16 protein-coding genes are annotated in these 13,887 nt (G+C 31.1%); 12 read left to right on the top strand and 4 right to left on the bottom strand.

Going from position 1 to position 13,887, the window contains the following annotated elements; all coding sequences use genetic code 11:
- The first annotated feature begins 40 nt into the window (after positions 1-40).
- The gene (gene salC / locus AJ939_RS10215; RefSeq protein WP_002861980.1) at positions 41-856 is read left to right on the top strand and encodes a peptidylprolyl isomerase SalC; all 816 of its coding nucleotides are present in this window, start codon (positions 41-43) and stop codon (positions 854-856) included.
- 36 nt (positions 857-892) lie between these two features.
- Here salC and AJ939_RS10210 read toward each other — a convergent pair whose 3' ends face one another.
- Together AJ939_RS10210 and accB are read right to left on the bottom strand one after the other, a co-directional pair.
- The gene (locus AJ939_RS10210; RefSeq protein ID WP_002854112.1) at positions 893-2,224 is read right to left on the bottom strand and encodes an acetyl-CoA carboxylase biotin carboxylase subunit; all 1,332 of its coding nucleotides are present in this window, start codon (positions 2,222-2,224) and stop codon (positions 893-895) included.
- 1 nt (position 2,225) lies between these two features.
- Positions 2,226-2,681 carry an acetyl-CoA carboxylase biotin carboxyl carrier protein gene (gene accB / locus AJ939_RS10205; protein WP_002861982.1) on the bottom strand — a complete coding sequence of 152 codons (456 nt, stop codon included), beginning with the start codon at positions 2,679-2,681 and terminating at the stop codon, positions 2,226-2,228.
- 144 nt (positions 2,682-2,825) lie between these two features.
- Between accB and dcd the strand changes: the two genes are divergently transcribed.
- The 4 genes from dcd to AJ939_RS10185 are packed head-to-tail and all read left to right on the top strand — an operon-like array spanning position 2,826 to position 6,884.
- Complete coding sequence (gene dcd, locus AJ939_RS10200; protein WP_002861983.1) at positions 2,826-3,386, top strand: dCTP deaminase; 561 nt, start codon at positions 2,826-2,828, stop codon at positions 3,384-3,386.
- A 49-nt stretch (positions 3,387-3,435) separates the two neighbouring features.
- Complete coding sequence (pseB, locus tag AJ939_RS10195) at positions 3,436-4,440, top strand: UDP-N-acetylglucosamine 4,6-dehydratase (inverting) (RefSeq protein WP_070276740.1); 1,005 nt, start codon at positions 3,436-3,438, stop codon at positions 4,438-4,440.
- Between the two features lies 1 nt (position 4,441).
- Entirely contained in the window at positions 4,442-5,572 is a 1,131-nt protein-coding gene (gene pseC, locus AJ939_RS10190) for a UDP-4-amino-4,6-dideoxy-N-acetyl-beta-L-altrosamine transaminase (RefSeq protein WP_070276741.1), read from the top strand.
- Positions 5,565-6,884: a DUF4910 domain-containing protein gene (locus AJ939_RS10185; protein WP_070276742.1), complete on the top strand. Its 1,320-nt coding sequence runs from the start codon at positions 5,565-5,567 to the stop codon at positions 6,882-6,884. Before pseC ends, AJ939_RS10185 begins: the two co-directional genes overlap by 8 nt.
- On the opposite strand, the gene AJ939_RS10180 is transcribed toward AJ939_RS10185, so the two are convergent.
- The gene (locus AJ939_RS10180) at positions 6,867-7,610 is read right to left on the bottom strand and encodes an AAC(3) family N-acetyltransferase (protein WP_044780594.1); all 744 of its coding nucleotides are present in this window, start codon (positions 7,608-7,610) and stop codon (positions 6,867-6,869) included. The genes AJ939_RS10185 and AJ939_RS10180 overlap by 18 nt on opposite strands.
- A gap of 90 nt (positions 7,611-7,700) precedes the next feature.
- Between AJ939_RS10180 and AJ939_RS10175 the strand changes: the two genes are divergently transcribed.
- The 6 genes from AJ939_RS10175 to AJ939_RS10150 are packed head-to-tail and all read left to right on the top strand — an operon-like array spanning position 7,701 to position 12,061.
- The gene (locus AJ939_RS10175) at positions 7,701-7,931 is read left to right on the top strand and encodes an acyl carrier protein (protein WP_044780596.1); all 231 of its coding nucleotides are present in this window, start codon (positions 7,701-7,703) and stop codon (positions 7,929-7,931) included.
- Positions 7,928-8,821, top strand: coding sequence for a class I SAM-dependent methyltransferase (locus AJ939_RS10170; RefSeq protein WP_044780598.1), 894 nt, complete (start codon positions 7,928-7,930; stop codon positions 8,819-8,821). The genes AJ939_RS10175 and AJ939_RS10170 overlap by 4 nt, the downstream gene beginning before the upstream one ends.
- On the top strand, positions 8,814-9,230 hold the full coding sequence (locus AJ939_RS10165; protein WP_044780600.1) for a VOC family protein: 417 nt from the start codon (positions 8,814-8,816) through the stop codon (positions 9,228-9,230). Before AJ939_RS10170 ends, AJ939_RS10165 begins: the two co-directional genes overlap by 8 nt.
- Positions 9,227-10,789 (top strand): HAD family hydrolase, encoded by a 1,563-nt coding sequence (locus AJ939_RS10160; RefSeq protein WP_070276743.1) that lies wholly within the window; start codon positions 9,227-9,229, stop codon positions 10,787-10,789. The genes AJ939_RS10165 and AJ939_RS10160 overlap by 4 nt, the downstream gene beginning before the upstream one ends.
- Positions 10,779-11,840 (top strand): beta-ketoacyl-ACP synthase III, encoded by a 1,062-nt coding sequence (locus tag AJ939_RS10155; protein ID WP_070276744.1) that lies wholly within the window; start codon positions 10,779-10,781, stop codon positions 11,838-11,840. The genes AJ939_RS10160 and AJ939_RS10155 overlap by 11 nt, the downstream gene beginning before the upstream one ends.
- Positions 11,840-12,061 carry an acyl carrier protein gene (locus AJ939_RS10150; protein WP_070276746.1) on the top strand — a complete coding sequence of 74 codons (222 nt, stop codon included), beginning with the start codon at positions 11,840-11,842 and terminating at the stop codon, positions 12,059-12,061. Before AJ939_RS10155 ends, AJ939_RS10150 begins: the two co-directional genes overlap by 1 nt.
- Positions 12,062-12,074: 13 nt before the next feature.
- Here AJ939_RS10150 and AJ939_RS10145 read toward each other — a convergent pair whose 3' ends face one another.
- Entirely contained in the window at positions 12,075-13,286 is a 1,212-nt protein-coding gene (locus AJ939_RS10145; protein ID WP_070283450.1) for a DUF2920 family protein, read from the bottom strand.
- A gap of 60 nt (positions 13,287-13,346) precedes the next feature.
- Between AJ939_RS10145 and AJ939_RS10140 the strand changes: the two genes are divergently transcribed.
- Positions 13,347-13,887 (top strand): AMP-binding protein (locus AJ939_RS10140; protein ID WP_148124048.1); only part of this gene is annotated, 541 nt, incomplete at its 3' end.

Genomic DNA, 13,887 nt, shown 5'->3' with positions numbered 1-13,887 from the left:
TTGATATAATGCGATATTTATACTTAAATAAAGGTTTGAAATGAAAAAAATTTTATTAAGTTTTGCATTTTTTGCAAGTTTAGCTAGTGCAAATACCATTAATGCTATAGCTGTAGTTGTAGACAAAGAGCCTATTACAACTTATGATATAGATCAAACTATGAAAGTACTTAAAATTGATAGAAATCAAGCTTTAGGCGTACTCATCAATGAAAAAATGGAAATTTCACAAATGAAACAACTGGGTATTGTAGTCAATGATCTAGAGCTTGATGATGCTATAAATAAAATGCTTGCTCAAAACAAAACTACTTTAAATGCTTTCAAAGCAAATTTAAAATCCAAAAATCAAAGCTATGAACAATTTCGTGCAAATTTAAAAAAAGATTTAGAAAAAAGAAAGCTTTATGAAAAAATCGCAAGTATGGCAAAAACTGATTTTAGTGATGATGGAGCAAAAAAATTTTTCGAACAAAATAAAGATAAATTCACTTTTTATACACAAATTAATGCAAATATTTATTTATCAAACAATCCTCAAACTTTAGAAAATATCAAAAATACAAAAAAAACAATCCTTAAACCACAAAATGCATCTTTAAACACAAGCAATGCTGATCCAAGACTTTTAGGGCTTTTATCGCAAATTCCTGTTGGAGGCTTTTCCCCTGTTTTAAATGGAAAAAATGGCTATGAACTTTATGAAGTTAAAAGCAAAGATGGAGCACAAACTCCTGAATATGAGCAAGTTAAAAATGAAGTTTTAAACGCTTATGTAAGCGAACAAAGACAAAATTTCATACAGGATTATTTTGATAAACTCCGCTCTAAAATCAATATAGAATATTTAAGATAAAAATTACAATTAAAATTTCCCTTTAATAGGGAAATTTTAATGTCTTGCAAGATAATTTGTATCGTAATTATTATTAATAAAATCAGGATTTTCCATCATAGAAAGATGGAAATCTTTGGTTGTTTTTATCCCACTTATAAGTAACTCATCTAAAGCTACTTTCATTTTTGCAATAGCTTTATTGCGATCTTCTGCCCAAACTACAAGCTTACCTATCATAGAATCATAATAAGGAGGCACGCTATAGTCTTGATAACAATGACTTTCCATTCTGACATTGCGTCCTGCGGGTGGAATGTATTTAGTAATCTTGCCTGGACTTGGCAAGAAAGTTTTAGAATCTTCTGCCGTGATTCTACATTCTATAGAATGCCCATTTAATTTAATACTTTCTTGAGATGGCAAGGCATAACCTTCTGCCACCTTAATCATTTGTTCTATGATATCAATCCCACTTACCATTTCACTTACACAGTGTTCAACTTGCAAACGTGTATTCATTTCTATAAAATAAAAGTCTAAATTTTTATCAACTAAAAACTCAAAAGTTCCCGCACCTTCATATCCTATAGCTTTGGCTGCCTTAATAGCAGTTTCATGAAGCCTAGTGCGTGTTTTTTCATCAAGCAAAATCGCGGGAGATTCTTCGATAAGTTTTTGATGGCGTCTTTGCATAGAACAATCTCTTTCGCCCACATGAATCACATTACCAAAACTATCTCCTATAACCTGAACTTCTATATGGCGTGGATTTTGTATGTATTTTTCCATATACATAGTTCCATCACCAAATGCTGTCATAGCTTCGCTTTCAGCCGACCAATACGCTTTTTCAAGATCTTTTTCATTTTCCACCACACGCATGCCACGGCCGCCACCGCCAGCAGCTGCTTTTAAAATCACAGGATAGCCTATTTCTTTAGCAAGTTTTTTAGCTGCTTCAGCTCCTGCTAAAGCCCCATCGCTTCCTGGGATTACAGGCACGCCTGCTCTTTGCATTACTTGTTTAGCTTTTGATTTATCACTCATTAAATTCATAGCTTCTACAGAAGGACCTATAAATTTGATGTTATGTTTAGCACAAATTTCAACAAAATTTTGATTTTCACTTAAAAATCCATATCCTGGAAAAATCGCATCTGCTTCAGCAATTTCAGCTGCTGTGATAATAGCTGGGATATTTAAATAACTTTCAGAACTTCTTGCTTTTCCTATACAAATGCTTGCATCAGCGTATTTTAAATATAAAGCATCTTTATCTGCTTCAGAATACACACAAATTGCTTTTTTACCCATTTCTTTAATCGTTCTTAAAGCGCGTAATGCTATTTCTCCACGATTAGCAATTAATATGCTTTTAATTTCCATTTTATAATTTCTCCACCGCAAATAAAGGCATTCCAAATTCTACAGGCTGACCATCAGCAACTAAAATTTCAGCGATCCTGCAATCAAATTCCGCTTCAATTTCATTCATGATTTTCATCGCTTCGATAATAGCTATAGTATCGCCTTTTTTAACCGTGCTACCTACTTTTACAAAAGGTGCTGCACCTGGGCTTGGAGCTTGATAGAAAGTTCCCACCATAGGGCTGTTTATACTTGGCTTGTTTGATTTTGCATTTTGACTAGGTTGAGCTTCATTTACAACACTTACATTGATAGGTTGTGGAGCTGGAACTGGAGGACAAACAGGAGCTGGAACATCGCAACACATATCTCTTTCAAGTTCTATTTCAAAACCATCTTGTTCTTTGATCTTAATTTTACTAATATTTGCTTCAGCAAAAAGGTTTACTAACTCTTTAATTTCTTCTTTTGTCATAAAATTCTCCTAAAATTTAAGAACTTAATCTTGTATTATATAAAAAAACTTAAAATTTAACTTTAAAAAAGAAAAAAATCATAAAAATATAGATTTTTTAGGTTATAATCCTTATAAAAAATTACAAATATTAAAAGGTTAAAAATGGGCTTAAAAGCAGATAACTGGATAAGAAAAATGGCATTAGAATACAAGATGATCGAGCCATTTTGCGAAGCAAATATAGGAAAAGGTGTAATAAGCTATGGACTTTCAAGTTATGGCTACGATATACGCGTAGGGCGTGAGTTTAAAATTTTTACCAATGTTAATTCAACCGTAGTAGATCCAAAAAATTTCGTAGAAGAAAATGTAGTAGATTTTGAAGGTGATGTATGTATAGTTCCTGCAAATTCTTTTGCCCTAGCTAGAACTATAGAGTATTTTAAAATGCCTGATGATGTTTTAGCTATTTGTCTTGGCAAAAGCACTTATGCAAGATGTGGCATCATCGTCAATGTTACTCCTTTTGAACCAGGTTTTGAAGGACATATCACTATAGAGATTTCAAACACTACGCCTTTACCTGCAAAAATTTATGCCAATGAAGGCATAGCACAAGTGTTGTTTTTACAAGGCGATGAAAAATGTGATACCACTTATAAAGACAAAAAAGGCAAGTATCAAGCCCAAACTGGCATAACCTTGCCAAGAATTTTAAAATAGGAACACTTGTTGCTTTAATTTTAAAAAAACTTAAGCAAAGGAAGGCAAAATGTTTAACAAAAAAAATATCTTAATCACAGGCGGAACAGGCTCTTTTGGAAAAACCTATACTAAGGTTTTGCTAGAAAATTATAAACCTAATAAAATCATCATTTATTCTCGTGATGAGCTTAAACAATTTGAAATGGCAAACGTTTTTAACGCTCCTTGTATGCGTTATTTCATAGGAGATGTAAGAGATAAAGAACGCTTAAGTACTGCTATGCGTGATGTGGATTTTGTTATACATGCTGCTGCGATGAAGCATGTGCCTATTGCTGAATATAACCCTATGGAATGTATAAAAACAAACATACACGGTGCGCAAAATGTTATCGACGCTTGTTTTGAAAATGGGGTTAAAAAATGTATCGCTCTTAGTACGGATAAGGCTTGCAATCCTGTAAATTTATACGGTGCAACCAAACTTGCAAGCGACAAGCTTTTTGTCGCTGCAAACAATATAGCAGGTAACAAACAAACACGCTTTGGTGTTACAAGATATGGCAATGTTGTAGGTTCAAGAGGATCAGTGGTGCCTTTTTTTAAAAAACTCATCAGCGAAGGAGCTAAAGAACTTCCTATTACCGATACAAGGATGACTCGTTTTTGGATCAGCCTTGAAGATGGAGTGAAATTTGTACTGAGTAATTTTGAAAGAATGCACGGAGGAGAAATCTTTATCCCTAAAATTCCTTCGATGAAAATCACCGATCTAGCCCATGCTTTAGCTCCTCATTTAAGTCATAAAATCATAGGTATAAGAGCAGGAGAAAAACTACATGAAATCATGATTTCAAGCGATGATAGTCATTTAACCTATGAATTTGAAAACTACTATGCTATAAGCCCGAGTATTAAATTCGTAGATAAAGATAATGACTTTAGCATTAATGCCCTAGGCGAAAAAGGACAAAAGGTAAAAGATGGTTTTTCTTATAGTTCGGATAATAATCCTTTATGGGCAAGCGAAAAAGAACTTTTAGAAATCATCAATCACACCGAAGGTTTTTAAAATGCTTACTTATTCTCATCAAAACATCGATCAAAGCGATATAGATACGCTTACAAAAGCTTTAAAAGATGAAATTTTAACAGGGGGTAAAAAAGTAAATGAATTTGAAGAAGCCCTTTGTGAATATGTGGGCGTAAAACACGCTTGTGTATTAAACTCAGCTACTTCAGCTCTTCATCTTGCCTACACAGCACTAGGTGTCCAAGAAAAAATCGTTTTAACCACCCCTTTAACCTTCGCTGCTACGGCTAATGCGGCATTAATGGCTGGAGCTAAGGTAGAGTTTATCGACATTAAAAACGATGGTAATATCGATGAAAAAAAATTAGAAGCAAGACTTTTAAAAAATAGTGAAAATATAGGAGCTATTAGCGTAGTGGATTTTGCGGGCAATAGCGTTGAAATGGATGAAATTTCAAACCTTGCTAAAAAATACAATATCCCTTTAATCGATGATGCAAGCCATGCTTTAGGTGCTTTGTATAAAAGTGAAAAAGTAGGAAAAAAAGCCGATCTTTCTATCTTTTCTTTTCACCCTGTTAAGCCTATTACCACTTTTGAAGGTGGAGCTGTGGTGAGTGATAATGAAGAACTTATCACTAAAATCAAGCTTTTAAGAAGCCATGGTATCATTAAAAAAAGGCTTTGGGATAGCGATATGGTAGAACTTGGCTATAATTACCGCTTAAGTGATGTTGCTTGTGCTTTAGGGATAAATCAGCTTAAAAAACTCGATCACAATCTTGAAAAAAGAGAAGAAATCGCAAGTTTTTACGATAAAGAATTTGAAAAAAATCCTTATTTTTCTACGATAAAAATCAAAGATTATAAAAAAAGCTCAAGACATTTATATCCTATTTTGCTTTTTCCTGAATTTTATTGTCAAAAAGAAGAACTTTTTGAAAGCTTACTTCATGCAGGAATTGGCGTGCAGGTACATTATAAACCAACTTATGAGTTTAGTTTTTATAAAAAACTCTTAGGAGAAATCAGACTCCAAAATGCGGATAATTTTTACAAAGCCGAGCTTAGTATACCTTGTCATCAAGAAATGAATCTAAAAGATGCAAAATTTGTAAAAGATACTTTATTTAGCATTCTTGAAAAAGTTAAAAAGGGATATTGTGAATAAGCTAGACTTTAGAAGTCAAAATTTTAGCCAAACTGGAAAGGCTATGTATGAACTAGCTTGTGAACTTTTTCCTATCCCTAGAAGTATCACAGGGCAAGGTTTTAGAGATAGCTTAGAAATTTTAAATAAAACTCTGGGCGGGGGGGGGATACTCAAATTTCACTCTATAAAAAGTGGTACAAAAGTTTTTGACTGGATAGTCCCTGATGAATGGAACGCCAAAGAAGCCTATATCATCACTCCAGAAGGAGAAAAAATTTGTGATTTTAAAAAGCATAATCTACACCTTCTAAACTATAGCGAAGCTATCGATAAAGAAATCGAACTAGAAGAACTTCAAGATCATCTTTACTCCATAGAAGAAATGCCCGATGCTATTCCTTATGTAACGAGTTATTACAAAAGGCGTTGGGGATTTTGTCTCACGCATAATGAAAGAAAAAAACTTAAAAAAGGCAAATACAAAGTTTATATCGATGCAAAACATGATGAAAATGGGGTTTTGGACTATGCTGATTTTATCCTACCTAGTACGCAAAATTCAAAAGATGAAATTTTAATTTCAACCTATCTCTGCCACCCTTCCATGGCAAATAATGAGCTTAGTGGCCCTGTGGTGAGTATTTTCTTAGCAAAATGGCTTTTGAGTTTAAAAGAAAGAAGATATAATTACCGCTTTGTCATCATCCCTGAAACCATAGGCTCTATAGTCTATCTTAGCAAACATTTAGAGCATTTAAAAAAACATGTTAAAGCAGGCTTTGTGCTTTCTTGCTTAGGCGATGATCATGCTTACTCACTCATACATACACCTAAAGAAAACACTCTAAGCGATAAAGTCGCCCTGCATACACTCAAAAATAAAGAAAATTTCAAAGCTTTTAGTTTTCTAGATCGTGGAAGTGATGAAAGACAATACAATGCTCCACTTGTAAATCTTGGCATAGTAGGGGTATGTCGCACAAGATACGGTAACTATGATGGATATCATAACTCAAAAGACGATCTCAATTTTATCTCTGAAAAAGGTTTAATGGGTGGACTTCAAAGTATGCAAGAAATGATTTTAAATCTAGAAATCAACGCCGTATATGAAAACACCATAGTATGCGAACCCAATCTTGGCAAAAGAGGACTATATCATACCCTTAGCACTGCCAATGACATTCCTTTGGCTTGTAATTTTCTAGCTTACTGCGATGGAGAGAATGATATCATCGATATAGCCAATATCTTAAATATGCAAGCTTATGAATTTAAAGAGCTTTTGGTAAAAATCTTAGAATATAAACTTTTAAGCATAACTCATTAAATTTTTAGCATGATTATCTTTAATATCCTTAACAATTATGTCATATGCCCTAGATAAATCAATTTTCTTAATGCAAAGATTTTCAAATTTTTTAAGCTCCATCACATTTTCTTTTATAAAAAGATCTTCCAAACCATTAACATCCGTTAAAACTCCATCTTTGCGAACAAACATATCATAAGTTTTTAATTGCGTAAATCCCTTTTCATCTGTATATAAAGCCTCAAAACTTTTGTTAAAGCGATAATCCACTTTTAAACATTCTTCCACATAATGCACAAAGGTAAAAGAATCTTGTAAAGGCAAATTTACAATAATCATTTTTGTATTATTTTTATACATAAAAGCAAAGGGAGAATTATTATCAAAAGCTCCTTTATTCTCAAGTGCAACAAGTTCTTTTTGAAATTTTCCAGTAACCGCAAAAGAATAAATAGGGTGTTTTGTTCTTCTAAAATCATCTCTTTTAAGAGCTATATTACCTAAAGCTCCAGTTTGTGATTTAGAATTTAAAATATCATATGCCAAACCTTTACAAAAATCCCAATTAAAAGTATGAATAGCTAATGTATCTACATTATCTTTCATACAATCTAATAAAAAATTTAATTTTTTTCTATTATCTCCATCTATATTTTGCAAAAATTGCATTAAATTCCCTGTAAATAAAATAAAATCATCTTTATTTAACTCTAAGAAATTTATAAATCGTATTATCTTTTCCATGTTAAAACCTAAATAAAATATTTTATAATTAATGAAAAATTTTATGATACAATATATTAATTTTCAACATTCTTAAGAAAGTGCTATACAATGGAAAAACAATTTTATGAAATTTTAGAAAATATCCTTGAAATCAAAGTAGATGAAAATACAAATTTAAGCATGGAAAATTGCAAGAACTGGACTTCTTTAGCCCATATTGATATCATCATGAGTTTAGAAGAAGAATTTGAAATCAAATTCAACAAAGAAGATTTAAGTCTCTTAAAATCCCAAAACGCTTTGCTAGAAAAAATTCAAACCCTAAAGGCTGAAAAATGAAAGAAAATATTGAAAAATTATTTCAAGCCATCGCTCAAAAAAATCCTATCCATTCTAAATATCTTAAAAAAATTGAATTTTCACAAGAAGACGAAGAAGAATTTGATAAATTAATTTCTTATTATATTCAAGATAGCATCAGTATAGAAGAACAATGCGATTGTTATTTATTGATCCTTAACGATACTTTAGAAGAAACAAAATTTTTCATAGAAAATGGGACTTATCGTTATTCTAGTTTTGATGAAGTTAAGGATAAGGTTTATTTTAATGAAAGCTATATGAAACAATACATGATAGGCTTAGCTCTTTCTTCTTTTGTTTGGATAGCTCATATTAAAGTAAGAAAGTATTTTTCACAATATTTGCAAAATTTCACTCCAAAAACAACTTATTTTGAAATAGGCCCTGGTCATGGAGAATATTTTGCAAGAGCAGTTAAAAGTGGTAAATTTTCCGCCTTTTATGGACTTGATATCTCTCCAACGAGTTGCGAACTTACTCAAAACATGGTAAAGCAACAAGTAGGAGAATTGATCTCAAAATGTGATTTTTTATGTCAAGATTTTTTTACTTATGATTTTGATAAAAAAGCTGATTTGATAGTGATTGGAGAAGTACTAGAACACGTAGAAAAACCTCTTGAATTTCTTAAAAGATCCAAAGAGCTTCTTAGTGATGGAGGAGAAATTTTTACAACTATTCCTATCAATGCTCCTGCTATTGATCATATTTATTTATTTTCCCATCCTGATGAAGTTAAAGATTTGATAGAAAAATCGGACTTAAAGCTTAAGACTTATGAATATTTTATGGCAAATGATTATAGTTTAGAAAAAGCATTGAAATTTAAAAATGCTATCACTATGGCAGTAGTTTTAAATGCTTGATAAAACACTCAATTTACCCCTTCATCATATAGGTGTGGCTTGTAAAAATTTAGAAAAAGAAAGGGAATGTTTTTTTAAACTAGGTTTTTACAAAGAAGCAGAATTTATAGATGAAAAACAAGGAGTAAGAGGCGAATTTATCATTCCTTGCAATGAAGCATTTCCACAGTATAGATTTGAACTTTTGCAAAATTTAAACGATAAAGGCCCGCTAGATAGCTATTTGAAAAATAATACCAAAATGTATCATTTAGCCTATGAAAGTAAAAATATCGCTCAAGATTTAATTCTTTTAGAACAACAAGAAGGCATTTGTATTGTTCCTATTATGCAAGCAAGCTATTTTGCTAAACTTTGCTTTATCATGATGCCAAATAGGCTTTTAATCGAACTTGTGGAGCTAAAATGAATCTTTTCTCGCCTCATTTAAAACGCAATGAGCTTATAAAATTTGCCAAAGAATTAGAATTTAGTAAAAGTCAAGATCTTCTTATTAATATCCATAGAAATCATGCTTTTGAAGGAGTGCAAAGTATCATCGCTCCTTTTTTACATTTTGCTAATTTAAGAGCTGAGTTTAATTTCAGCTCTTATGATGATAGTTTAAGTTTTGATAATTTTAAAGAAGCTAATTTGGAACTTTTATGGCTGGATTTAACCCGCTATAAAAATAATGTGCAAAATTTTCTAGAAGAAAGACTTTTAGCATTAAGAAAAATTTCACAAAGCCCTATTTTAGTCCTTAGTTTAGGAGAATTTAAAACAGATAAAAAAATTTTAAATTGCGAAATTTTTAATGTGGAAAAACTCATAAAAGAGTATTTTGATGAAGAAGATATTTTAGACTTAGCTAAAGAAGAACTTACAGGCTCTAAACTTAATAATAAAGCCTTGATTTTTTTAGCACAAATTTTAGGACTTAGCCTCATCCCTGCACTCATAAAACCTGCTCTTAAAGCTCTTGTACTTGATCTTGATAATACCTTGTATCAAGGAATTTTAGGTGAAGAGGGTATAGATAATCTTAATTTAAGTCCTTTGCACAAAACCTTACAAGAAAAAATTAAAACTTTTAAAAAACAAGGCTTTTTGCTCGCCCTAGCTTCAAAAAATGAAGAAAAAGACGCAAAAAAACTTTTTGAAACAAGGAAAGATTTCATCTTACAATGGGATGATTTTGATGCTAGAATGATCAATTGGGAGCCAAAGGGTGAAAATATCTTAAAAATTGCTAAAAAATTTAATATAAATACTAATGCTATGCTTTTTATAGATGATAATATCGCCGAGCTTGAAAATACCAAATTTACAGGTGTTAAAACACTTTTATGCGATGAAAATATACTTTATAAAATCAAGCTTTTTCCTAATCTTTTAAAACTTTCAAATACCAAAGAAGATCAAATTCGTGCCAAAGATATAGCAGCCAATGCTTTAAGAGACGAGCTTAAAAGTTTAAGCGATGAAGAATATTTTCAAAATCTTGAAATCAGCTTAGATTTTAGCAAAAATGATCTGCAAAATATCCCTCGCATTAGCGAACTTTTAGGCAAAACTAATCAATTTATCGCTAATTACACACGCTTAAATCAAGAAAAAGTCGCACAACACATGCAAAAAGAGCTCATTGTAAGTGTGAGCATGAGTGATAAATTAAGCGATAGTGGGATTATCGCTATTTTTGTTTTTTCTTGCAAAGAAGGAAAATTATTTATCAATGATCTTTGCATTTCTTGCAGAGCTTTAGGTAGAAAACTTGAAACTCGAATGTTTTTTAAAGCCTTTGAACTAGCTTTAAAATTCTTCAATCTTAAAAACAATAATGCAAGGCTTTATTATCAAAAAGGCGAAAGAAATATGCCATTTTTAAGCTTTTTAGAACAAATTTCTAAAGAAATTGAAAAAAACTCAGCCCTTGTTTCATTTCAAAATTTAAATTTTAAAGGACTTATAATCCATGAAAACTAGATTTGATAAAGCCAAAATTTCAGGCATTTGCGTAAGCGTACCTGAACATAAAATTTGCATTGATGATGAGTTAGAAAGCGTTTTTTCAAATGATATTAAAACCCTTAAAAGAATGAAAAAAGTCATAGGTTTAAACACGCGTTATATTTGCGATGAAAACACTTGCGTAAGCGATCTTGGAAAACACGCAGCCAATACACTTTTACAAGGTTTAAATATAGATAAAAATAGCCTTGATGCACTCATCGTAGTAACTCAAAGTCCTGATTTTTTCATGCCTTCTACGGCTTGTTATTTACACCAACTTTTAAATTTAAGCTCTAAAACCATAGCTTTTGATTTAGGACAAGCTTGTGCAGGGTATTTATACGGCTTATTTGTCGCTCATTCTTTAATACAAAGTGGCTTAGGTAAAATTTTACTCATTTGTGGGGATACTTTAAGCAAATTCATCCATCCTAAAAATATGAATTTAGCCCCTATTTTTGGCGATGGAGTAAGCGCAACTTTGATTGAAAAAACGGATTTTAATGAAGCCTTTTTTGAACTTGGAAGTGATGGGAGACATTTTGATAAACTCATCATTCCAAAAGGTGCGATGAGAATACCTAAAGCAGATATTTTTAACAATGATTCGCTCATGCAAACTGAGGAGTTTAGACAATTAGAAAATCTTTACATGGACGGAGCAAATATTTTTAATATGGCTTTAGAATGCGAACCTAAAAGCTTTAAAGAAATTTTAGAATTTTCCAAGGTAGAAGAAAAAGACATTGCTTTTCATCTTTTTCATCAATCTAATGCGTATTTGGTTGATTGTATTAAAGAAGAGTTAAAACTTAATAATGATAAAGTTCCTAATTTCATCATGGAAAAATACGCTAATCTAAGCGCTTGTTCACTACCTGCCCTACTTTGCGAGTTAGATACTCCAAAAGAATTTAAAGCAAGCTTAAGTGCTTTTGGCGCAGGGCTTAGTTGGGGAAGTGCGGTGCTAAATTTCAAGGATTTATACACAAAAGATATTTTAATTTACACAAAGGAGAAATAATGACAAAAACTGAATTTTTAGAAGAGCTTAAAGAAGCCATGCATAGAGATGAAGAGTTAAATGAAGATATGCTACTTGATAATATAGATGAGTGGGATAGTTTGGCTTTTGTATCTGTAATGGTTCTTTATAAAAATCTTTTTGCTTTAAAAATCACAGCCGAAGATTTGAAAAATTGTCAAAAAGTGAGTGATTTAATCGATTTAGCAAAGCTTGATTAAAACCTTTAAGGTTTTAATCTTTTATCTCTAATTCAAATTTATCTCCCACATCTTTAAAAGTAAATACTTTATTTCCACAAGGATAAGAGATGGAATTTTCTTGTATTAAAGATTTTCTTCCTTGTAGTTTTTCAAGCATTAAAGGAAGTTCTTTTCTAAATAAGGCTTTATCAGGTATACCACAACCATGGTCTAAATTTTTAATAAATTTTCCATCAATTTTATTTTCATCTATCAAATTTAAGCTTACATCATATCCTAAAATTTTTAATATTTGCATGGTTTGTTCTTTAAAATTTGCTGGAGTTAGAGGATCTTCTTTACTATGATAACTCACATAAATAATATTTTTATTTTTTTGACTTTGTAAAATCAAATGATCTTTATTTAACAATGTTCTAATAAAATAATTTTCATTATTAAAAAAATAAGGTGAATTTTCTTTACGTGTCCAATGGGTTTTTAGAAAACATTCTATTAGAGTATTTGGATCATCAAATACATAATCACAACCACTATCCATTTCTCTTCCTAAAATATAAATCAAAGGTGGCAAAGCCGAACCTGAATTATCAATCACGCCATCCACATACCAAGGAGCTATTTTTGCTATGAGTAAAGATAAGTATCCTCCATAAGACCCCCCCCCATAAATTTTTGGTAAATCTGCAAATTTTGGAAAGCGTTTAGCTAAATCTTTTAAGGCATTAATATGATCAATAGCTGCCATAATGCCAAAATTTTGATAATCTCCATTAGGTGGGATAAAAGTTGAAGTAAATTTCGCTTGATAATTTTGTACTAGTTTTCCTTGTAATTTTAAAGTAGTAATATTCTGATTAAGTAATTCATAACATTGTTGTGCATTCTCAAGATTGACATTGATATTAACACCTATTTCCAATAAAGCCTGAGATAAATTTGACAAATCTTCTATTGTAAATATTGTAAAAGCACTATATTTCTCAACATCTGAACGCCTTTGGCAAAAACAATGATAAAAAACATTTATTGTCACTACATCAAAATTTTTAGCAATATAATTTCTATAAGAATCTAAAAAATATATATTTGCATTAGCTCCATAACCTCCTATGATAAAAACTATAGCTTTGATATCTTTTTCATCATCATAACTGATGCGATATTCAAGCTTACTGGTTCTTTTAATGCCTAATTCTACATCATCACAAGAATCGATTTCAAAGGTTTGGTTTATAAGCATATAAAGGCCTTTTTTATTAATTTATCGATATTATATTACAAAAAACTAAAAAGGCAAATCATGGCAACTCATATCTACGATTTTTTAGAAAAAAGTTTAATCAAATTTAGCAAAAAAACTGCTTTTATAGAACCCTTTGCCAAGGAAAGAAAAGAAATCGCTTATAAAGACTTTGATCTTTTTTCTAAAAAACTAGCCAGTGAAATTTTAAAAACTTTAGGAAGTGATAATCCTACTCAAGCTCCTGTTTTAATCATCTTACCTAAAGGGATTGATTGTTTAATTTCATTTTTTGGAGTGGCATTAAGTGGAAATTTTTATACCCTTTTAGATGAAAAAAGTCCTAAAGAAAGAGTAGAAAAAGTTATAGAAGTTTTAAAACCTAAACTTTTTATCACTTCAAAAGATTTAGAATTTAACTTAGATTTGCCTACGCTTTATACACAAGACTTTGAAAGTTTTAATATAGATGAAAGTTTAATAAAAACTGCAAAAGAAAAACACATAGATACTAATTTACTCTATGTTCTTTTTACCAGTGGGAGTACAGGCATTCCTAAAGGAGTAAGCATAGCACATAAGAGTGTGATTGATTATACTT

Source organism: Campylobacter sp. BCW_6889 (assembly GCF_001762535.1).
Lineage (GTDB): Bacteria > Campylobacterota > Campylobacteria > Campylobacterales > Campylobacteraceae > Campylobacter_D > Campylobacter_D jejuni.
The sequence above is the reverse complement of the archived record's forward strand: the minus strand, read 5'-3'. Positions and strand labels throughout refer to the sequence as shown.

Bases quoted from the DNA above. Each gene is read 5' to 3' on its own strand.
- accB (WP_002861982.1), bottom strand. From the start codon at position 2,681: ATGACAAAAGAAGAAATTAAAGAGTTAGTAAACCTTTTTGCTGAAGCA.
- AJ939_RS10160 (WP_070276743.1), top strand. From the start codon at position 9,227: ATGAATCTTTTCTCGCCTCATTTAAAACGCAATGAGCTTATAAAATTT.
- AJ939_RS10150 (WP_070276746.1), top strand. From the start codon at position 11,840: ATGACAAAAACTGAATTTTTAGAAGAGCTTAAAGAAGCCATGCATAGA.
- AJ939_RS10165 (WP_044780600.1), top strand. From the start codon at position 8,814: ATGCTTGATAAAACACTCAATTTACCCCTTCATCATATAGGTGTGGCT.
- AJ939_RS10155 (WP_070276744.1), top strand. From the start codon at position 10,779: ATGAAAACTAGATTTGATAAAGCCAAAATTTCAGGCATTTGCGTAAGC.
- pseB (WP_070276740.1), top strand. From the start codon at position 3,436: ATGTTTAACAAAAAAAATATCTTAATCACAGGCGGAACAGGCTCTTTT.
- AJ939_RS10170 (WP_044780598.1), top strand. From the start codon at position 7,928: ATGAAAGAAAATATTGAAAAATTATTTCAAGCCATCGCTCAAAAAAAT.
- AJ939_RS10180 (WP_044780594.1), bottom strand. From the start codon at position 7,610: ATGGAAAAGATAATACGATTTATAAATTTCTTAGAGTTAAATAAAGAT.
- dcd (WP_002861983.1), top strand. From the start codon at position 2,826: ATGGGCTTAAAAGCAGATAACTGGATAAGAAAAATGGCATTAGAATAC.
- AJ939_RS10175 (WP_044780596.1), top strand. From the start codon at position 7,701: ATGGAAAAACAATTTTATGAAATTTTAGAAAATATCCTTGAAATCAAA.
- salC (WP_002861980.1), top strand. From the start codon at position 41: ATGAAAAAAATTTTATTAAGTTTTGCATTTTTTGCAAGTTTAGCTAGT.
- pseC (WP_070276741.1), top strand. From the start codon at position 4,442: ATGCTTACTTATTCTCATCAAAACATCGATCAAAGCGATATAGATACG.
- AJ939_RS10210 (WP_002854112.1), bottom strand. From the start codon at position 2,224: ATGGAAATTAAAAGCATATTAATTGCTAATCGTGGAGAAATAGCATTA.
- AJ939_RS10145 (WP_070283450.1), bottom strand. From the start codon at position 13,286: ATGCTTATAAACCAAACCTTTGAAATCGATTCTTGTGATGATGTAGAA.